16 protein-coding genes and 1 riboswitch are annotated in these 17441 nt (G+C 71.3%); of the genes, 7 read left to right on the top strand and 9 right to left on the bottom strand.

Features of this window, described 5'->3' with window-relative positions; genetic code table 11:
• Nucleotides 1-39 precede the first annotated feature (39 nt).
• From C9992_RS09045 to C9992_RS09055, 3 genes are read left to right on the top strand one after another with little or no spacing between them, the layout of a single operon-like run.
• Nucleotides 40-390 (top strand): DUF488 domain-containing protein, encoded by a 351-nt coding sequence (locus C9992_RS09045; RefSeq protein ID WP_106815222.1) that lies wholly within the window; start codon nucleotides 40-42, stop codon nucleotides 388-390.
• A 29-nt stretch (nucleotides 391-419) separates the two neighbouring features.
• The gene (locus tag C9992_RS09050) at nucleotides 420-1145 is read left to right on the top strand and encodes an aminoglycoside 3'-phosphotransferase (protein WP_106815223.1); all 726 of its coding nucleotides are present in this window, start codon (nucleotides 420-422) and stop codon (nucleotides 1143-1145) included.
• Nucleotides 1142-1648: an SRPBCC domain-containing protein gene (locus C9992_RS09055; protein WP_106815224.1), complete on the top strand. Its 507-nt coding sequence runs from the start codon at nucleotides 1142-1144 to the stop codon at nucleotides 1646-1648. The genes C9992_RS09050 and C9992_RS09055 overlap by 4 nt, the downstream gene beginning before the upstream one ends.
• A 5-nt stretch (nucleotides 1649-1653) precedes the next feature.
• Here the strand turns inward: C9992_RS09055 and C9992_RS09060 are convergent, their stop codons facing one another.
• From C9992_RS09060 to C9992_RS09070, 3 genes are all read right to left on the bottom strand, one after another.
• The gene (locus C9992_RS09060; protein ID WP_106815225.1) at nucleotides 1654-2478 is read right to left on the bottom strand and encodes an energy-coupling factor transporter transmembrane component T family protein; all 825 of its coding nucleotides are present in this window, start codon (nucleotides 2476-2478) and stop codon (nucleotides 1654-1656) included.
• Entirely contained in the window at nucleotides 2475-3950 is a 1476-nt protein-coding gene (locus C9992_RS09065; RefSeq protein ID WP_106815226.1) for an ABC transporter ATP-binding protein, read from the bottom strand. Before C9992_RS09065 ends, C9992_RS09060 begins: the two co-directional genes overlap by 4 nt.
• Nucleotides 3951-3952: 2 nt before the next feature.
• Nucleotides 3953-4600, bottom strand: coding sequence for an ECF transporter S component (locus C9992_RS09070; RefSeq protein WP_106815227.1), 648 nt, complete (start codon nucleotides 4598-4600; stop codon nucleotides 3953-3955).
• A riboswitch (TPP riboswitch) is annotated at nucleotides 4593-4702 on the bottom strand. (Overlaps the previous gene by 8 nt.)
• A gap of 39 nt (nucleotides 4703-4741) precedes the next feature.
• Between C9992_RS09070 and C9992_RS09075 the strand changes: the two genes are divergently transcribed.
• Complete coding sequence (locus C9992_RS09075) at nucleotides 4742-6364, top strand: D-alanyl-D-alanine carboxypeptidase family protein (RefSeq protein ID WP_106815351.1); 1623 nt, start codon at nucleotides 4742-4744, stop codon at nucleotides 6362-6364.
• Nucleotides 6365-6376: 12 nt separating this feature from the next.
• Here C9992_RS09075 and C9992_RS09080 read toward each other — a convergent pair whose 3' ends face one another.
• The 3 genes from C9992_RS09080 to C9992_RS09090 are packed head-to-tail and all read right to left on the bottom strand — an operon-like array spanning nucleotide 6377 to nucleotide 9051.
• The gene (locus C9992_RS09080; protein ID WP_106815228.1) at nucleotides 6377-6793 is read right to left on the bottom strand and encodes an RbsD/FucU family protein; all 417 of its coding nucleotides are present in this window, start codon (nucleotides 6791-6793) and stop codon (nucleotides 6377-6379) included.
• Nucleotides 6794-6806: 13 nt separating this feature from the next.
• The gene (locus tag C9992_RS09085; RefSeq protein WP_106815229.1) at nucleotides 6807-7769 is read right to left on the bottom strand and encodes an aldo/keto reductase; all 963 of its coding nucleotides are present in this window, start codon (nucleotides 7767-7769) and stop codon (nucleotides 6807-6809) included.
• The gene (locus tag C9992_RS09090) at nucleotides 7756-9051 is read right to left on the bottom strand and encodes an L-fuconate dehydratase (RefSeq protein ID WP_106815230.1); all 1296 of its coding nucleotides are present in this window, start codon (nucleotides 9049-9051) and stop codon (nucleotides 7756-7758) included. The genes C9992_RS09085 and C9992_RS09090 overlap by 14 nt, the downstream gene beginning before the upstream one ends.
• A gap of 134 nt (nucleotides 9052-9185) precedes the next feature.
• Here C9992_RS09090 and C9992_RS09095 point away from each other — a divergent pair, with 134 nt between their 5' ends.
• Nucleotides 9186-10046: a fumarylacetoacetate hydrolase family protein gene (locus C9992_RS09095; RefSeq protein ID WP_106815231.1), complete on the top strand. Its 861-nt coding sequence runs from the start codon at nucleotides 9186-9188 to the stop codon at nucleotides 10044-10046.
• A complete protein-coding gene (locus C9992_RS09100; protein ID WP_106815352.1) occupies nucleotides 10043-10801 on the top strand; it encodes an SDR family NAD(P)-dependent oxidoreductase in 759 nt (252 codons plus the stop codon). Before C9992_RS09095 ends, C9992_RS09100 begins: the two co-directional genes overlap by 4 nt.
• Nucleotides 10802-10805: 4 nt before the next feature.
• On the opposite strand, the gene C9992_RS09105 is transcribed toward C9992_RS09100, so the two are convergent.
• Nucleotides 10806-11654, bottom strand: a complete 849-nt coding sequence (locus tag C9992_RS09105; protein ID WP_160150856.1) for an amidohydrolase family protein — start codon at nucleotides 11652-11654, stop codon at nucleotides 10806-10808.
• 70 nt (nucleotides 11655-11724) lie between these two features.
• On the opposite strand from C9992_RS09105, the gene C9992_RS09110 reads away from it, so the two are divergent.
• A complete protein-coding gene (locus C9992_RS09110; RefSeq protein ID WP_106815233.1) occupies nucleotides 11725-12402 on the top strand; it encodes a FadR/GntR family transcriptional regulator in 678 nt (225 codons plus the stop codon).
• A gap of 245 nt (nucleotides 12403-12647) precedes the next feature.
• Here C9992_RS09110 and C9992_RS09115 read toward each other — a convergent pair whose 3' ends face one another.
• Together C9992_RS09115 and C9992_RS09120 are read right to left on the bottom strand one after the other, a co-directional pair.
• Nucleotides 12648-15125, bottom strand: a complete 2478-nt coding sequence (locus C9992_RS09115) for a X2-like carbohydrate binding domain-containing protein (protein ID WP_106815234.1) — start codon at nucleotides 15123-15125, stop codon at nucleotides 12648-12650.
• Nucleotides 15126-15207: 82 nt separating this feature from the next.
• A complete protein-coding gene (locus C9992_RS09120) occupies nucleotides 15208-17391 on the bottom strand; it encodes an alpha-galactosidase (RefSeq protein WP_106815235.1) in 2184 nt (727 codons plus the stop codon).
• Between the last annotated feature and the right edge of the window lie 50 nt (nucleotides 17392-17441).

Here is a 17441-nt window from a genome sequence, read left to right on the forward strand (position 1 = left end):
AGGCTAGTCGTGGCGGGGCGAACGCGGTTGGATGGGCGCATGCAGATCCGGCTCAAGCGCGTGTACGACGATCCCGCACCCGAGGACGGCTTCCGCGTGCTCGTCGACCGGCTCTGGCCACGCGGTCTCTCGAAGGAACGGGCTGCGCTGGATCTGTGGGCCAAGGAGGTCGCGCCCTCGGCGGATCTTCGCAAGGCGTTCCACCACGACGGCATGTCGTGGCAGGACTTCGAGACGGCCTACCGCGCCGAGCTGGCCGGACCCGCGAAGACAGCCGTCGCGTCGCTGCGCGCGGAACTGGCCGGCCATGCCGTCGTGACACTGCTGCATGCCGTGGCCGACGAGGAGCACAACCACGCGCTCATCCTGCGCGACGCGCTCGAAGCCTGACGGTTCGGGCGATCGGGCAGGATGGGGGCGTGTCGATCCCCGTCGAACCCGTGACCGTTCCCGACGCCGTCGAAGAGCTCGCACGCGGCGCTACCCTCACCCCGGTGTGGCGGAATGACTACGGCGGCCTGACGTTCCGCACCGACGACGGGCGCTACATCAAGTACGGCGCCCGCAACGCCGAGTCCTCGTTCGCGGGCGAAGCCGCCCGGCTGAAGTGGGCCGGGTCGTACATCCGGGTGCCGAGAGTGCTTGAACTGGGCGGCGACGACACGCACGAATACCTGGTGACGGCGGCGCTTCCCGGGCTGTCTGCGGTCGACCCGCGGTGGATCGCGGATGCCGCGACCGCCGTCCGCGCCGTAGGTGAGGGCCTGCGGGCGCTGCACGATGCGCTCCCGGTGGCGGACTGCCCGTTCGACTGGACAGTGCCGTCGAGGATCGCCAACGCGGCCAGGCGCGGCATCCAGGTCCCCGACGCGCTGCACGAGCCACCGCCGATCGACCGGCTCGTGGTGTGCCACGCCGACGCCTGCTGCCCCAACACCCTCATCGGTGACGACGGGCGGTGGGTCGGGCACGTGGACCTCGGAACGCTCGGCATCGGCGACCGCTGGGCCGACATCGCCGTGGCGTCGATGTCGACGGCATGGGACTATGGCGAGGGATGGGAGGACGCCCTCATCGAGGCGTACGGGATCGAGCCCGACCGCGAGCGCCTGTCGTACTACCGGGACCTGTGGAACGCGACATGACCGACATCACCGGCACCGTCTGCAAGATCGACGGGCATCCGAACCTCGTGATCCTCCGGCGCTTCCGTGCCAGCGCCGACGAGGTCTGGCGCGAGCTCACCGAGTCCGAGCGCCTCGAGCGCTGGATCGGCCGGTGGGAAGGCGACCCCGCGTCGGGACATGTCACCTTCTACATGACGGCGGAGGATCAGGATGCCGCGCCCGAGGAATACACCATCCTCGAGTGCGACCGGCCGCGGCGCTTCGCCGGCGACACCTCGCAGGACGGCGGCTCGTGGCACCTGTGGTTCGAGCTGGCGGAGGACTCCCCGGGCGACACCGTGCTGACGTTCGGGCAGCGCTTGAATCCCAGTGACGACGTCGGCTCGATCGGGCCGGGGTGGGAGTACTACCTCGACCGCCTCGTCGCCGCCCAAGCCGACGTCGATGTCGGCACCGTCGAATGGAGCGACTACTTCCCGGCGCTGCAGCCTGCGTACGAGCGGCTCGTCGCAGCCGACTGATCCCCTCAGGACCAGACGAAGCGGAAGGTGCCGGCCGCTACGGCCGCGCCGATCGCGAGAGCCATGATGGCTGTGCCGCCGAGCAGCGCGACCAGGTCACGAGGGTGCAGGCGGGACTCCCGCGCCCACGTCCGCGGGATTCCCGAGCCGAATCCCCGTGCCTCCATCGCCATCGCGAGCTTCGTGCCGCGGCGCACGGCGAACACCAGCAGCACGAACGCCATCGAGAAGAAGCGCCGGATCGCGCCGGTGTCACCGACTCCGCGGGCGCGACGCGCGAGCTGCATGCTGCGCCAGTCGTCGAGGAAGAGGCCGAGGGTCCGCGTGCCGGCGAGCACCCCGAGCACGAAGCGCGACGGCAGCTTGGCGACCTGCGCGAGCGCGTCGGCGAGCGCCGTCGGGTCGGTGCGCCCGAACAGCAGGATGGTCGGCAGCGCCAGCGCCAGCACGCGGAGGCACACCGCGACGGCGAGGACGATCGAGTCGTCGCTGACGGTGGCGTACCAGAACGACCAGTAGACGGTCCCACCGGGCTCCGCATACAGCAGCATGCTGACGCCCGCGACCGGGGCGAACAGCAGGATGGGCAGCATCCGCTTCAGCACCGTTGCGAGGGCGAGGCCGGTCAGCGGAAGGCAGGCGAGCTGTAACGCGATCGCGGCCAGCGCGCTCGTGATGTCGATCGAGGCGAACAGCGGCACGGACAGCAGCAGCGCGAGCACGATCTTGGTCACCGGGTTGACCCCGTCGAGCCAGGCGCCCCGGCTCCCGTCGACCGCGTCGACGGGACCGGCGTCGGCTCGTGCGGCGCCGGCTCGTACGGCGCTCACGACGCCACTCCCAGCGCAGCCGGCGCGCCGAGGTCGATGCGATGGCCGCCGAGGTGGCGCAGGACGTCCTCGTCATGCGTGACGGCGACGATCGTCGTGCCCGCCGCGATCTCGGACTGCAGCAGCTGCACGAGCTCGATCCAGCCGCGACGATCCTGACCGAACGTCGGCTCGTCGAGCACGATCACCGGCGGCGCATCGGCGAGCACCGTCGCGACCGAGAGCCGGCGCTTCTGCCCGCCCGAGAGCGTGAAGGGGTTCGCGGCGGCGAGCGGGGCGAGGTGGAGCCGCTCGAGCAGCTCCCCGACGATCGCGTCCACGGCCGCCGGGTCGACGCCGCGGGATCGCGGGCCGATGGCGAGTTCCTCGCGCACGGTCTGCGCCAGGAACTGGTGCTCGGGCTCCTGGAAGACCGTGCCGATGCGCGTCAGCAGCTCCCGCGACGTCCAGCGCGACGGGCGGCGGCCGGATCGTCCGGCGAGCTCGGGCGCGGCGATCACCTCGCCGCCCGCCTCGGGCAGCAGCCCCGCGAGGGTCAGCGCGAGCGTCGACTTGCCGGCGCCGTTGCGGCCCGTGACGATCGTGGCCGTCCCGCGCGGCACGCGTACGTCGAGCCCCGCGCGCACGATGGTGCGCCCGTCACGGGAGATCGAGAGCGCGGATGTCGCGACCGCCGCCTCGCCGCCGGCGCGGGCCGGCGCCGCCACCGGCAGATCGACCGGCTGGCCGGGCACCCAGACGCCCGCGGCCGCGAGCTCGGCGCCGTGCCGGGCGAACACCTCGGCCGGCGGGCCGTCGGCGAGAAGCCCGCCCTCCGCGCCCACGACGAGGACGCGGTCCATCAGGTCGGCCCACACGGCGGTCCGGTGCTCGATGACGACGAGTGTCGCTCCGGTTTCAGCGAGCACCCGCTCGATGCTCGCCCGCACCTCGCGCACCCCCTCGGGGTCGAGATTCGCGGTGGGCTCGTCCAGCAGCAGCACGCCCGGTCGCATGGCGAGCACCCCGGCGAGCGCGAGGCGCTGCTTCTGCCCGCCCGAGAGCGCCTTCGTGGGCCGGTGCAGCGGCACGTCGAGGCCGACGGCATCGAGCGCTTCCGCGACGCGCGAGGGGATCTCGGGAGCCGGCACGCCCAGGTTCTCGCACCCGAACGCGACGTCGTCGCCGACCTTCGACAGCACGACGCCGGAGTCCGGGTCCTGCAGGACGAGGCCCACGCGACCCCGATGAGCCTCCGCCCGCTCGCCGTCGATGAGGAGGGTGCCGGTCTCGTCCCCTTCATCGGCCCCGCCGAGAAGGCCCGCCATGCCGGCCAGGAGCGTCGACTTGCCGGCCCCAGAGGCGCCGAGCAGCAGCACGCGCTCCCCCGGTTCGATCGTGAACGAGACGTCACGGACCGCCGACGCACGCCGGCCGGCGTAGCGCCATCCCCAGCCCGCCGCGGTGATGCGGGCGGGACGGGTGCCCGGCATCGTCAGACCTCGCGGCGCGCTTCGCGTCCGGCCGCGAAGCGGCTGAGCGCGCCGGTTGCGGCGAGTGCGCGCACGGCCAGCCACCCCACCACACCGGCCAGCACCGCGCCCGAGACGATGAGCGAGACGAGATAGATGGCGTTGAACTCGAGCGTCTTGAGGATGTTGGGCGAGCTGCCGTAGAAGAGCTCGAAGACCCACGCGCCGATGCCGGCGCCGGCGCCGGCGAGCATCGCGACCGGGAGCGTGAACCGGCGGTACAGGAAGATCGCGAAGACCAGCTCCGCGCCGAGGCCCTGCACGAGCCCGGAAAGCAGGGTCGAGACGCCCCACACGTTGCCGATGAGCATCGAGACGATGGCGGCGATCACCTCGACGAGAAGGGCGGCACCGGGCTTGCGGATGACGAGGCCGCCGACGACGCCGCCGATCAGCCACATGCCGGCCGCGAGTCCGCCGAGGCCCGGCGTGAGACCGTCCATGGCGATGAACCAGGCGTATCCGACGGTGTTCCAGGCCCAGAAGACCAGGCCGATCGCGACGCCGAGCACCGCGGCGACGACGATGTCGACGACACGCCAGCGCAGGCGTCTCGACGGCGTCTGCGAGGCGGTCTTCTCCGACGTGGATGCGGACGTGGACGCGTGCATGAGTACTCCTCCCTGCGCCGGCATGATCCGGATCAGGTTCGACGGTCGAAGCGTGGGTCGCTTCCTCTCAGCCCGGCTCACCGGACTCCCGTGGTTGTGGCGTTGAGTATACCCGCCGCGATGGCGGGGTATCTTGAGCGGGTGACCGTCGACGACGCCCCCGCCCCGACGCGCCGTGCGCGCCGGGCGCAGACGGGTGCCGTTCCGGCCGCCGTCGGGACGGATGCCCCGGACCCCGGCATCCTCACGATCCCGGACGCCGTGGCGGTGCCCGCACCGTCGAACACCGTGACCGGGGCGCTCGTCGACGCCGAGACGGCCGCCGCCCCGACGGTGCCGCAGTACGAGCCGGCCCCCGACCCCTCGCTGTCGATCGGGGGCGGACTGCTGCCGCAGCCCGACGACGCCCCCGCGCCGGCGTCCGCTCGCCGGGTGGCGCTGGCCTGGGTGGACGAGAGCCGCGTCGGCCGCGCGGGCGCGCCGGGCGATCTCGCCGCCGCTTCGATGCCGTACGTCACGGTGGAGTCAGACCTCCTCGCCGACGCCCCGCGTCGCTCGCCGCTGCGCGCGGGCGTGATCGTGCCGACCCTCGTCATCGCCGGGCTCGTCGGCGCGTACGCCGGGACCACGCTGCTGTGGCCGCTGCACGCGGTCGCCCCCACCGTCACCGCCGTCGAGGTGCAGCCGATCGCCGCACCTGCCGCGGCGCCCGCGTGGCCGGCCCAGGGCAGCGCGGCAGAGGCCGTCGCCGGCATGCCCGGCACGCTGGCCTCCAGCGCCGATCCGGACGCCATCGCCAGCATCACCAAGGTGGTCACCGCGCTCGCCGTGCTCGAGGAGATGCCGCTGGGGCCGGGCGAGCAGGGACCGGAGTTCCGCTTCACCTCCGCCGACCGGTCCCGCTACTGGCAGTACCGCAGCGACGGCGAATCCGCGCTGGACGTGCCCGTGAACGGCTCGCTCACCCAGTACCAGATGCTCGAGGGCATGCTGGTCGGGTCTGCCAACAACTACGCGGACCGGCTCGCGCAGACCATCTGGCCCTCGGATGCCGTCTACGCGTCGGCGGCGAACGCATGGCTGTCGTCGCACGGTGTGCCCGGGATCACCGTGTACGAGCCGACCGGGATGGACCCGCGCAACACCGCCAGTCCCGAGGCGCTCGTGACGCTTGCGCAGAAGGCACTGGCCCATCCGGTGATCGCCGAGATCGTCGCGAAGCAGTCGGTGGACCTTCCGGGGGCCGGTCACGTCGAGAACACCAACGGTCTGCTCGCCGACCCGGGAGTGGTGGGGGTGAAGACCGGCACGCTGGATGCCTGGAACCTGCTCTCGGCGAAGGACGTGACGATCGGCGACACGACGGTGCGCCTCTATGCCTCGGTGCTCGGCCAGCCGGATGACGAGAGCCGTCTGGCGGCATCCCGCGCCCTCTACGCGCAGATGGAGCAGGAGCTGCAGCTGAAGCCGTCGGTGGCCGCCGGCACCGTCGCCGGCGTCGTCGAGACGCTGTGGGGCGACGAGGTCGACATCGTGACCTCCGAAGACGCCTCCGTCATCCTCTGGAACGGGCGCACCGGCACGGTGGAGACCACCTACCACCTGGGCGACAGCCGCGACGCCGGCGACGTCGTCGGCTCGCTGGGGGTGACAGGGCCGCTGGATGACACCACGGTCGACCTGGAGCTCGCGGCCGACATCACCGACCCGTCGCCGTGGTGGCGGCTGACCCACCCGCTGGATCTGTTCGGCCTGAACGACTGAGCGCGGCTCGGCTCAGTCCGCGGCCGGGTGGCCGACGACGCCCTTGCGCAGAAGCGCGTTGCCGTACTTGCGGGTCTCGCCGGTGCGCACGATGACGTAGGCGCCTCTCGCGAGCTCGTAGTACTCGAAGCGGTCGACGTAACGGGGGCTGTCCGTTCCCGCCGCAGCCGCGAGCTCCCGCTGGACCTCCAGCACCTCGCCGTCGGCAGAGGCCATCAGGTCCAGCGCGGGCGCGTCGTCCAGCGGCAGCACCGAGCGCACGGCCGAGACGACCTCGGGTGTCGTGGTGCCGGGCAGGTCCACGACGCGCGCGCCGATCGCCCACGCCGGGAAGTGCGCGTCGGCGACGACCACCGCGTCGGAGTGGCCCATGCGATCCAGGTGGAGCAGCAGCTCCCCCGTCAGCAGCGGGTTGATGCCCTCGAGCATGCGCGTCCCTTCGTCAGCGGATGAGGCGTTCGGCCGCCAGATCGTCCCACAGCGAGGACGGGATGTCGAATGCCATGAGCTCCGCGTTGCGGCGCAGCTGCTCGGGGCGGCTGCCGCCGACGACGACCGAACGCACCGCGCGGTCGCGCAGCGGGAACTGCACGGCGGCGGCCGGCAGCGGCACGTCGTGCGCGCGGCACACGGCGACGATCCGCTGCAGGCGCTCCCACAGCTCCTCCGGCATCCGTCCGTACTCGTACCGGTCCTCGCGCGACGGTTCGTCCTTCGCGAGCAGGCCCGAGTTGAAGATGGATGCCGCCACCACGCCGGTGCCGCGCTCGTGGCAGGCCGGCAGCACCGCCTCAGCCGCCGGCTGCTCGAGGAGCGTGTAGCGCCCCGCGATCATGACGAGATCGAGATCGGCGCGCTCGACCGCCGCGGCGAGCGCGGACGCGGTCATCGAGCCGATGCCGATGGCATCGACCGTCCCCTCGGCCCGGAGCCGCTCCAGCGCGGGGAACGCCTCCTGCAGCGCCAGCTCGAGATCGTGACGCTCGGGGTCGTGGAGGTAGAGGATGTCGACGCGGTCGAGCCCGAGGCGCTCGAGCGACTCATCCAGGCTCGCGCGGATCCCGGCCTCCGAGAAGTCCCATTCGCGGCGGACCGTCGTGCGCACGTGGAAGTCGGAGGCGAGATCCAGTCCGCCGTCGTCATCGGGGTTCGGGCGCAGCAGCCGCCCTGCCTTCGTCGAGAGCACGAACTCGTCGCGAGGCTTGGTGCGCAGGAAGGCGCCGAGCCGCCGTTCGGACAGGCCCAGCCCGTAGTGCGGGGCGGTGTCGAAGTAGCGGATGCCGCTCTCCCACGCGGCGTCGAGGATCGCCCACGCCTGCTCGTCGCTCAGCTCCCGGAAGAGGTTGCCGACGTTGGCGGCGCCGTACCCCAGCCGGGTCAGCGCGGAGACCTCAGGCCGCGACATGCGCGCTCTCGAACTCGTAGGCGGCGCGGCTCTCTGCCTTCATCTCCATGCCGGCGCCGGGCGCCAGCGGTGCGACGTAGACGCCGCCGCGGACGTCGGTGGGAACGACGAAGTGCTCGTGCAGGTGGTCGACGTACTCGATCATGCGACCTTCTCTGCTGCCGCTGACGGCGATGAAGTCGAACATCGACAGGTGCTGCACCGCTTCGCACAGCCCCACGCCGCCCGCGTGCGGGCACACCGGCACGCCGAACTTGGCCGCCAGCAGCAGGTTGGCGATGTTCTCGTTGACGCCACCGACGCGCGCGGCGTCGATCTGCATCACGCCGATGGCGCCGGCCTGCAGCAGCTGCTTGAAGATCACGCGGTTCTGCGCGTGCTCGCCCGTGGCGACCCGCAGCGGCGCCACGCCGCGCGCGATCTCGGCGTGCCCCAGCACGTCGTCGGGGCTGGTCGGCTCCTCGATCCACGCGGGCCGGAATTCGGCGAGCGCGCCCACCCATCGGATGGCCTCCGAGACCTCCCAGCGCTGGTTCGCGTCGATCGCGATCGGGAAGTCCGGCCCGCACACCTCGCGCGCCACGCGGAAGCGCCGGATGTCGTCGTCGAGGTCGGCGCCCACCTTGAGCTTGATCTGACCGAAGCCGTCGGCGATCGCCTCACGGCACAGCCGCGTCAGCTTCTCGTCCGAGTAACCGAGCCACCCCGGGCTGGTGGTGTACGCCGGATAGCCGGTCTCCAGGAGCTGCTGCTCGCGGGCGGCGCGACCGGGCTCCGCATCGCGCAGGATGCGCAGCGCATCGTCGGGCGTGAGCGCGTTCGTGAGGTACCGGAAATCGACGAGTCCCACGATCTCTTCAGGGCTCATACGGGAGAGCAGCTGCCACAGCGGCAGCCCGGCCCGTTTGGCCTTGATGTCCCACAGCGCGTTGATCACCGCCCCGATGGCCATGTGCATCACGCCCTTCTCGGGGCCGAGCCATCGCAGCTGCGAGTCGCCGATGAGCTCGCGGTTCGTCGCACCCATGTCGTCGAGGAGCGGCTCGATGTCGCGTCCGACGAAGTGGCCGGCGAGGGTGTCGAGGGCGGCGACCTGCACGTCATTGCCCCGGCCGATCGTGAAGACGAAGGAGTGGCCGTCGACGCCGTCCGCGGCATCCGTCACGATGCGCAGGTAGGCCGCCGAGTAGTCGGGGTCGGGGTTCATCGCGTCCGAGCCGTCGAGACTGAGGGACGTGGGGAATCGGATGTCTGTCGTCTCGAAGGCGACGATGCGGCTCACGGGGTGGTCTCCTGCGGTCACGGCTCGGGGGTTCGAGCCGCTCGAAGTGTAAACATCCGATGTCTATACTGTCAATCACGCCCGCGGGCCGTGACGGCATCGACGACGCCCCGCCTCGACAATTCAGGAGAGCCATGAAGTTCGCGCGCCTCGGCGAGCCCGGTAGCGAGATCCCCGTCGTCCTGGACGGCGATCGGCACCTCGATCTGCGTCCGATCACATCCGACGTCGACGGACGCTTCCTCGCCGACGACCCCGTCGGCCGCACCGCCGCGGCTCTCGCGGCCGGTTCGCTTCCCGAGCTCGAAGGCGCGGGCGCCCTGCGCATCGGCGCGCCGATCGCGCGGCCCGGGGCCGTCGTCTGCATCGGCATGAACTACGCCGCCCATGCCGCCGAGTCCGGCGCCACGCCGCCCAGCGTGCCGGTCATGTTCCTGAAGACCCCCAACACGGTCGTCGGTCCGAACGACACCGTGACCATTCCCCGCGGCAGCGAGAAGACGGACTGGGAGGTGGAGCTCGGCATCGTGGTCGGCCGGCAGGCCTCGTACCTCGACTCGCCGGCCGACGCGGCCGCGCACATCGCCGGGTACGTCACCGCCAACGACATCTCTGAGCGAACCTTCCAGCTCGAGATCTCGGGCGGCCAGTGGTCCAAGGGCAAGTGCGCCCCCGGCTTCAACCCGACGGGCCCCTGGCTGGTCACCCCGGACGAGGTCGACCCGCAGGCGCTGCGGCTGCAGAGCCGTGTCAACGGCGAGCCGCGTCAGGACTCGTCGACGGCCGACATGATCTTCCCGGTCGACCACATCGTGTGGCACTTGTCGCAGTTCCTCACTCTCGAGCCGGGCGACCTCGTCCTCACCGGGACGCCGCAGGGGGTCGCCCTCTCCGGACGCTTCCCGTATCTCGCCCCGGGCGATGTGGTCGACATCGAGATCGAGGGTCTGGGCGCGCAGCGACAGGAGTTCGTGGCGTGGGAGGCGACCCGATGAGCGCACAGCTGGAGGGCCTCGTCGCCATCGTGACCGGCGGAGCATCGGGCATCGGCGCGGCGATCGCCGCCGCGCTGGCTGACGAGGGTGCGCAGGTCGCCGTGCTCGACCGCGACCCGTCGGGCGCCGACCCGCGCTTCACCGCCGTGGCCGCCGACGTGTCGGACCGTGCCGGCGTGGAGCGCGCCGTCGCCGACGTCGCCGGGAGGTTCGGCCGCATCGACATCCTCGTGAACAACGCCGGCATCGGCGCGCAGGGCGACATCGCCGCCAACGACGACGACGAGTGGGCGCGCGTCCTGTCCGTCAACGTCACCGGCATCGCCCGCGTCACGGCGGCGGCACTGCCGTGGCTGCGGCAGTCGCCGTCGGCCGCGGTCTGCAACACCTCGTCGATCGCGGCGACCGCCGGCCTTCCGCAGCGGGCGCTGTACAGCGCATCCAAGGGCGCCGTGCTGTCGCTGACGCGCGCGATGGCGGCCGATCACCTGCGCGAGGGCATCCGGGTCAATGCCGTCAACCCGGGGACGGCCGACACGCCGTGGGTCGGCCGCCTGCTCTCGACGGCCCCGGACCCCGCGGCCGAGCGCGCCGCGCTCGAGGCTCGGCAGCCGCATGGCCGGCTGGTGTCGGCCGACGAGGTCGCCGGCGCCGTGCTGTACCTGGTGAGCCCACGATCCGGCTCCACCACGGGCACCTACATCGAGGTCGACGGCGGGATGTCGGGGCTGCGGCTGCGTCCGGCGCAGTCCTGACCGCTCAGCGCAGGTCGTACACGCGCTCGGCGTTCTCGGCGAGCACCGCGCGCTGGTGGTGGTCGCCGACACGATCCGCCAGCCACGACGACACGGCGTCGACCCACCGGCCGTAGGGCGTCGAGACGGGCCAGTCGCCGCCGAACAGCAGCCGATCGGGTCCGAAAGCGTCCAGGGCGACGTCGAGGAACGGTCGCAGCTGCGCGTCGGTCCACTCCCCCTGGGCCTCGGCCGGCAGCCCCGAGAGCTTGCACACGACGTTCGGCCGCAGGGCCAGGTCGCGCAGCGACTCGGCCCACGGGGTGCCGTCGGCCGGATCCGGCGCCTGCGCCGTTCCCACCTCGGGCTTGCCCAGGTGGTCGAGCACGATGGTGAGCTCGGGCACCGCGTCGGCGAGGTCGACGACGTCGGGCAGCTGCTGCCAGCGCACGCAGGCGTCGAAGACGAGGCCGGCGGATGCCACCGCGCGCGCACCGTCGCGGAACCCCGGCGCTGCGGCGAACCCGGCCGGCTCGGACTGCAGCAGCCGACGCACTCCGACCACGAGAGGCCGCTCGGCGTACGCGGCCAGGTGCGCCTCCGTGGCCCGCGGGTCTTCGAGCGGGGCGTGCGCCACGATGCCGCGCAGCGCCACGCGCGGTGCTAGGGAGGCGACCCAGTCCACCTCGGCGATGGACTGCTCGGGCAGGCAGTCGGCCTGGACGAAGACGAACCCGTACGCCGCGTCAGGGCCCTCCGCCACGGCCTCATCGAGGTCTTCCGGTCCGAAAGATCGGAGCAGCGGACCCTCGAGCCATTCGTAGGTCAGAACCCCGGGGTCCCACAGGTGCAGATGTCCGTCCACGACGCGCATGAGGACCATTGTGCCGCCACCGCGCGGTACCCCGTGGGGCGCCACGACATCGGATGTCTATGATGGGCGCGTGGCCGTGACCGACGAAGCGATCGAGAAGATCAAAGACATGATCGTCAGCGGCGAGCTCGCCCCGGGATCACGCCTGCCTCCCGAGAAGGATCTCGCCGAGCGCCTCGGCCTCTCGCGCAGCTCGATGCGCGAGGCCGTCAAGGCGCTGGAGGTCATCCGGGTGCTCGACGTGCGGCGCGGCGACGGCACGTACGTCACGAGCCTCGAGCCCAAGCTGCTGCTGGAGGCGATCTCGTTCGTCGTGGACCTTCACGACGACGACTCGCTGCTGGAGATCTTCGCGGTGCGCCGCGTGCTCGAATCCCACGCCACCGGGCTCGCCGCCCAGCGCGCGAGCGCCGGCGACGTCGCAATGCTGGATGCCGAGATCGGCGAGGTGGCCCCCGACACCGACATCGAGACCCTGGTCGAGCACGACGTACGGTTCCACAGCGCCATCGCGCGCCTGGCGGGCAACGACTACCTCGCGAGCCTCCTCGAGAGCCTCACCAGCCAGACCGTGCGCGCCCGCGTGTGGCGCGGCCTCACGCAGGCCGGTGCCGTCGAGCGCACCCTGGCCGAGCACCGGGCGATCCTCGACGCGATCGCCGACAACGACATGGAGCTGGCCACCGCTACCGCCCAGGTGCACATCTCCGGCATCGAGCGCTGGCTCCGTCAGGCCCGCGACGCCTGAGCCGCGCCACCGGTGCGGGCAGCGGCATCCCCTGCCTGCATGGGCGTCGTTCCCCGCCTCCTTGTCGCCGCGTGCACGGGATGTTGCCGAGCGCACCGGATGTTCGCGCGCACAACCCGTGCACTCGGCGACAACCCGTGCACTCGGTGAGCGGATCGGTGCGAGCGAGGTCCGCGGCCGACAGCCAGGCCGGACCGGGAGTGTCCGGGTGACGGGCGCCTCAGCCCGCCACCCGGACCGGAAGGTCAGCCCGTCACGTACGACAGACCGTCGACCCGGAGGACGTCGCCGCCCTTCTTCACCAGTCGCAGGGTGTGGTCGCCCTTCTTGAGACCGGTCTTCGAGAACCACTCCTGCTGCGTCAGACGCACCGCTGCGTGGACGTCGACCGTGTCGACGAGCTTCCCGTCGAGGTACACCTCGACCTCGCCCTGGTCGGGGGCGATCGGCCCGCTGACCGCGACGGCTGTGCCGCGGAATGCGAGCTCGACCGCGGCGCCATCATCGGCGCTCCAGTGCACGTCGTCGTTCAGATCACCGCGGAACCGGAACTGCAGTGTCGTGGCGCCGTCCGGAAGCGCCCCGAGGTACGCCGCGGCGAGGATCACGGCATCGCCTTCTCGCGTGTAGTCGGCGTCGCCGAGAGGCGTCCCATCCCGGTAGATCCCGACGAGCTCCCCCGGATCGCGGAGGACGTGAACGGTGGCGTCCTCGGCAGCCGCCCGGTCGAAGGCCACCCCGTTCACGTCGAGAAGGCTCGCCTGCACGACGTCGATGCGGTCGAGGAGCAGGAACTGCCCCGACTTCTTCACGACGCGGAGGGTGTGCGCGCCGTCGGTGAGATCACGCACGCTGTACACCACCTCCTGCACGCCGCGGCCCTCGGCCGGATCCCGGTGCGTGTCGACGGTGTCCACGAGCACGCCATCGAGATACACCTCCGCCTCGCCCTGCGACTCATGGGTCTCCGTCACCCAGTCGACGCCCGTGCCGGTGAAGGTGTATTGGAACGCGGCGCCGTTGGTCTCGGCGTAGTGCACGTCATCCTGGTGGTCTCCCAGTCCCCGGCCGCTGCTGTATCCCCAGTTGCCGCTGTACGCGATGCCGGGATCGGTGTCGTTCACGGCCAGCACGTTCGATGAGCCCTGCGCGGGCGCGGTGCCGCCCTGCGACGAGTCGAACACCGACACCGTGAGGGGCTGCGTGGCCGCGACGGTCTCCTTGCCGCCGTTGCGCGACCAGGCGCCGTCGTACGACAGGCGCGCGTCGTCGTCGTTGAGGCCGATCGTGGAGCCCTTGGCCGGAGTGACGGTGAACAGTCGCGTACCGTGGATCGGCACGTCCTCGGCGACGAACTCCCCGTCGTGGGAGCCGAGGTTCTTTCGGGCCCACAGATCACGCACCTTCGCCGAGCCGTGCACGCCGATGTCGGCGAACGGGATCCGGATGTCGGCATCCGCACGTCCGAGGTTGAAGACCGCCACCGTGACGGACCCATCGGGATTGTGGGCGAACCAGGTCTGCTGCTTGGTCGTGGTCGAGACCGGGCGGGCGGGACGACCCGCCTGGTTCACCGCGATCACCTCGGGGTTGGTGAGCAGTTCAAGACCGTACTCGTCGAGCCGGGTGAGGTCGTTGCCCACGTACATCGGCGCTGCCGAGACCGCCCACAGGGTCGTCGCGGTGCGCCGTTCGTCACGGGTCAGCCCGTCCATCTCGCCGTTTCCGACGTTGAGCGAGTCGAAGTCGTTCCAGCCCCGGTTCGGCCCGGCGTACCGCCACCAATCGGCCGCCCGGGGAAACAGGCGCGCGATGTTCTCCCACGTGGTGAGGGCTTCGTCGCCGCAATAGCACTCGACGTCCCATTCGACGCGCCAGCCTTGCGCGTGCTCGGCCCAGTAGTCCGCGTAGCGGATGTCCAGTGCCCACGACAGCTCGAACCAGATGCCGTGGGGCTCCAGCGCCTTCGACCAGGCGGCGACGTCGTCGCGCGCGTCGAGCGACAGGTCGCCGATGCCGGAACCGGGCGTCACGCTGTCGAACTTGAGGAAGTCGACGCCCCACTCGCCCAGGACATCGGCGATGGAGTCGACGTAGGCCTGCGCACATGGATCGGTGAAGTCGATGCGGTACCCGATGTCCCAGTAGTCGGCCTGCTGGAGCGGCTGCTTCACGATGTCGCCGGTCGAGCAGCCCGGGGCGTCGAAGATCGGCAGATCCGCCTCGTACACCTGGGGCGAGATGCCGGGGATCAGGTACAGGCCGGCCTTCTGACCGTTGTCGTGGATGTGATCGATGACAGCCTGCAGCCCGTCCGGGTACAGCGTCGCGCTCGGCGTCGGCCGGCCGTACTCGTCCACCCCGTCGTTCCACCCGGCATCGATGTTGATGTACTCGTACCCTGCGGACTGGAGCTTGTCGTGCATCGCGTCCGACTGGGCGATGATCTGGTCGGCGGTGATCCACTTTCCGTTGCCGGAGTACACCTGCATGCTGTAGCTGCTCCAGCCCATGTACGGGCGGGCGCCGAGCTCCTCGCCTGCAGGATCGGGGGCGGCGGGCGCGGATGCGGCGGCGGGGACGGATGCCTCGGCGAGGGTGGATGCCTCGGCGGGGGTCGCGGCCAACGCGCTCGTCACTGCGCCCGATCCGAACGACAGTGCGGCAGCGGTCAGCGCGGCCAGCCACCGTCGCGCGCGGGCGTGGCGGTTGTCAGTGTCCATGGTTTCCTCTCTGCGGTGGGTTCGACGGTGAACCCCGCGCCCCATCGCGCGGTTCCCAGAAGTCGTGGACGTCAGCGACTCATCAGAGCCGCACGACGTCGAAGAGCAGCGCCTGCTGCGGGTTGAGGGTGGGAAGCGGAACCCCGGCCACGGCGAGCACCGCGCCCGGCAGCTCGGTTCCGCCGTCCGTGGCGCCGGTCATCCAGGCGGGGTCGGCGACCTGGTGCCGACTGACCGGGCCGAGCTCGTCGCGCACCCGCACGAGGTACCGCGCATCCGCATCGAGACCGGGGAATCTCACGCGCCCGCTCTGTCCGTCGGGCGAGGTGGCAAGCCGCGCCCACGTGAACAGGGCCCGCGCTCCGTCGGGTGCGACGATGCCCGTCAGCATCGCCGAGTCGTCGGCGAGGTCGGCGTTGACGACGACGCCGGTGTGGATGAGGCCGCGCAGTTCCCGGTACAGCCTGGCCCACGCGGCGATGGTCGCCAGTTCCTCCGGTGTGGCAGCCGTCAGGTCCGTCTCGATTCCGGCGTGCGCGGTGAGGGAGATGGCCAGACGGAAGGACAGATCGGTCTCACGTGAGGTGGTGTGCGAGCGGTGCGCACCCAGATGCGAGCCGATGAGCTCGGGCGGCAGCAGCAGGCGGGTCCAGCGCTCGATCCTCGCGCGTTCGACCGGGTCGTTGCAGTCCGAGGCCCACACGCGGTCGGTGCGCTCGAGGATGCCGAGGTCCACGCGCCCGCCGCCGCCGGAGCACGTCTCGATCTCCAGTCGCGGGTGCCGTGCGCGCAGCTCGTCCAGCATGCGGTACAGGGCGAGGGTCTGGCAGTGCACGAGTGGACGCTCACCGCCATCGCGCTGAGCCACCGGCTCGACCAGGTCGCGGTTGTGGTCCCACTTCAGGTAGTCGATGTCGTATTCGGCGACCAGAGCGCTGATGCGCTCGAGGACGAGTGCGTACGCGCCCGGATGCGAGAGGTCGAGCACCTGCTGGTTGCGTGCGGTGGGGCCGGGGCCGTCCTTCGGCGCCATGACCCAGTCGGGATGCGTGCGGGCCAGATCGGAATCCGGGTTGATCATCTCAGGCTCGAACCACAGCCCGAACTGCATGCCTCGCGATCGCACGGCCTCGACGAACGGTCCCAGCCCGTCCGGCCACACGCTCTCATCCACCAGCCAGTCACCCAGCCCGGCGCTGGCGTCCCGGCGCCCGCGGAACCATCCGTCATCGAGGACGACCCGCTCCACGCCGACTTCTGCGGCGCGGTCGGCGATCTCGATGAGCCGGTCGAGATCGTGGTCGAAATAGACCGCTTCCCAGGTGTTGAGCACGAGCGGGCGCGGCGCGGCGGGGTGATGCGCACGCGCACGAAGGCGACGGTGCAGACGGGCGGCGATGCCATCCAGTCCCCGGTCCGACCAGGTGAAGACGACGGTCGGCGCCTCATAGCGCTCGCCAGGTTCGAGAATCACTTCACCGGACCGCAGCAGCTCGCCCGCTCCGATGACCCGTGAAAGCGCGCCGGCCCCCTCGGGCAGCCGCTCGGCGAGATACTCGCCGTCGCCGCTCCACGCAAGGTGCACACCCCAGACCTCGCCCTGCGAGAACCCGAATGCGGGGGTTCCGGCCACGAGCAGGTACGGCGTGTCGTGGCCGGGCTTCCCGCGTCGGGCGCGACGTGCGTGGGTGCCGAAAGCGAAGGGCAGCCGCTGCGGTGCGCGCTCGCGACACCACTTGCCGGTGAAATCGAGCAGTTCGACTGCGCGATCGGGCAGCGGCAGTAGGGCACGCAGTCCGTCGACGAGGTACGCGGATGCCGCCTCCTGCGGGTTCTGGATCGACATGTCGACCGTCAGCACGCCTGCCGCGTCCAGCCGGTACTCCATGCGCGCGCTGGTGCCGGCGACGGGGTCGTCCAGGTCGATCACGATCCGGCCACCGGCGTCGCCCGACGTCTCCACCGTGCTCTCCACGGCACGGGGACGGGGGGTCGCGGCGGTGCCCGCGCGGCTCCCGGTCTGCGCGGGGGTGCCCGCCCACGCGTCCTGCTCGGTCGGCCACGCCGAGAATGCTCGGGGGACGTCCGGGGAGTTGTTCAGCATCGCGGGAACCGCCGTCTCCCGCAGTGCCTGTGCGACGAAGGCGTCTATAGGTCCGAGGTCGGCTCCCCAGTGCAGCACTCGCGGAACGCGGCCCTCGAGATCGACGACCAGCGACGTCCCCGCGGCCCGCAGCGTGTGGACGCCGTGCTCGCCGTTGACCATTGGAACTCCTTCGCCGGGTTTCTTGACATTGGTAATTAATCATGTTTACT

This window comes from Microbacterium timonense, assembly GCF_900292075.1.
Classification (GTDB): Bacteria; Actinomycetota; Actinomycetes; order Actinomycetales; family Microbacteriaceae; genus Microbacterium; species Microbacterium timonense.

What these genes read in the sequence shown, in the direction of transcription:
- C9992_RS09055 (WP_106815224.1), top strand. Translation starts at nt 1,142, where the DNA reads ATGACCGACATCACCGGCACCGTCTGCAAGATCGACGGGCATCCGAAC.
- C9992_RS09065 (WP_106815226.1), bottom strand. Translation starts at nt 3,950, where the DNA reads ATGCCGGGCACCCGTCCCGCCCGCATCACCGCGGCGGGCTGGGGATGG.
- C9992_RS09100 (WP_106815352.1), top strand. Translation starts at nt 10,043, where the DNA reads ATGAGCGCACAGCTGGAGGGCCTCGTCGCCATCGTGACCGGCGGAGCA.
- C9992_RS09095 (WP_106815231.1), top strand. Translation starts at nt 9,186, where the DNA reads ATGAAGTTCGCGCGCCTCGGCGAGCCCGGTAGCGAGATCCCCGTCGTC.
- C9992_RS09070 (WP_106815227.1), bottom strand. Translation starts at nt 4,600, where the DNA reads ATGCACGCGTCCACGTCCGCATCCACGTCGGAGAAGACCGCCTCGCAG.
- C9992_RS09085 (WP_106815229.1), bottom strand. Translation starts at nt 7,769, where the DNA reads ATGTCGCGGCCTGAGGTCTCCGCGCTGACCCGGCTGGGGTACGGCGCC.
- C9992_RS09115 (WP_106815234.1), bottom strand. Translation starts at nt 15,125, where the DNA reads ATGGACACTGACAACCGCCACGCCCGCGCGCGACGGTGGCTGGCCGCG.
- C9992_RS09120 (WP_106815235.1), bottom strand. Translation starts at nt 17,391, where the DNA reads ATGGTCAACGGCGAGCACGGCGTCCACACGCTGCGGGCCGCGGGGACG.
- C9992_RS09080 (WP_106815228.1), bottom strand. Translation starts at nt 6,793, where the DNA reads ATGCTCGAGGGCATCAACCCGCTGCTGACGGGGGAGCTGCTGCTCCAC.
- C9992_RS09105 (WP_160150856.1), bottom strand. Translation starts at nt 11,654, where the DNA reads ATGCGCGTCGTGGACGGACATCTGCACCTGTGGGACCCCGGGGTTCTG.
- C9992_RS09045 (WP_106815222.1), top strand. Translation starts at nt 40, where the DNA reads ATGCAGATCCGGCTCAAGCGCGTGTACGACGATCCCGCACCCGAGGAC.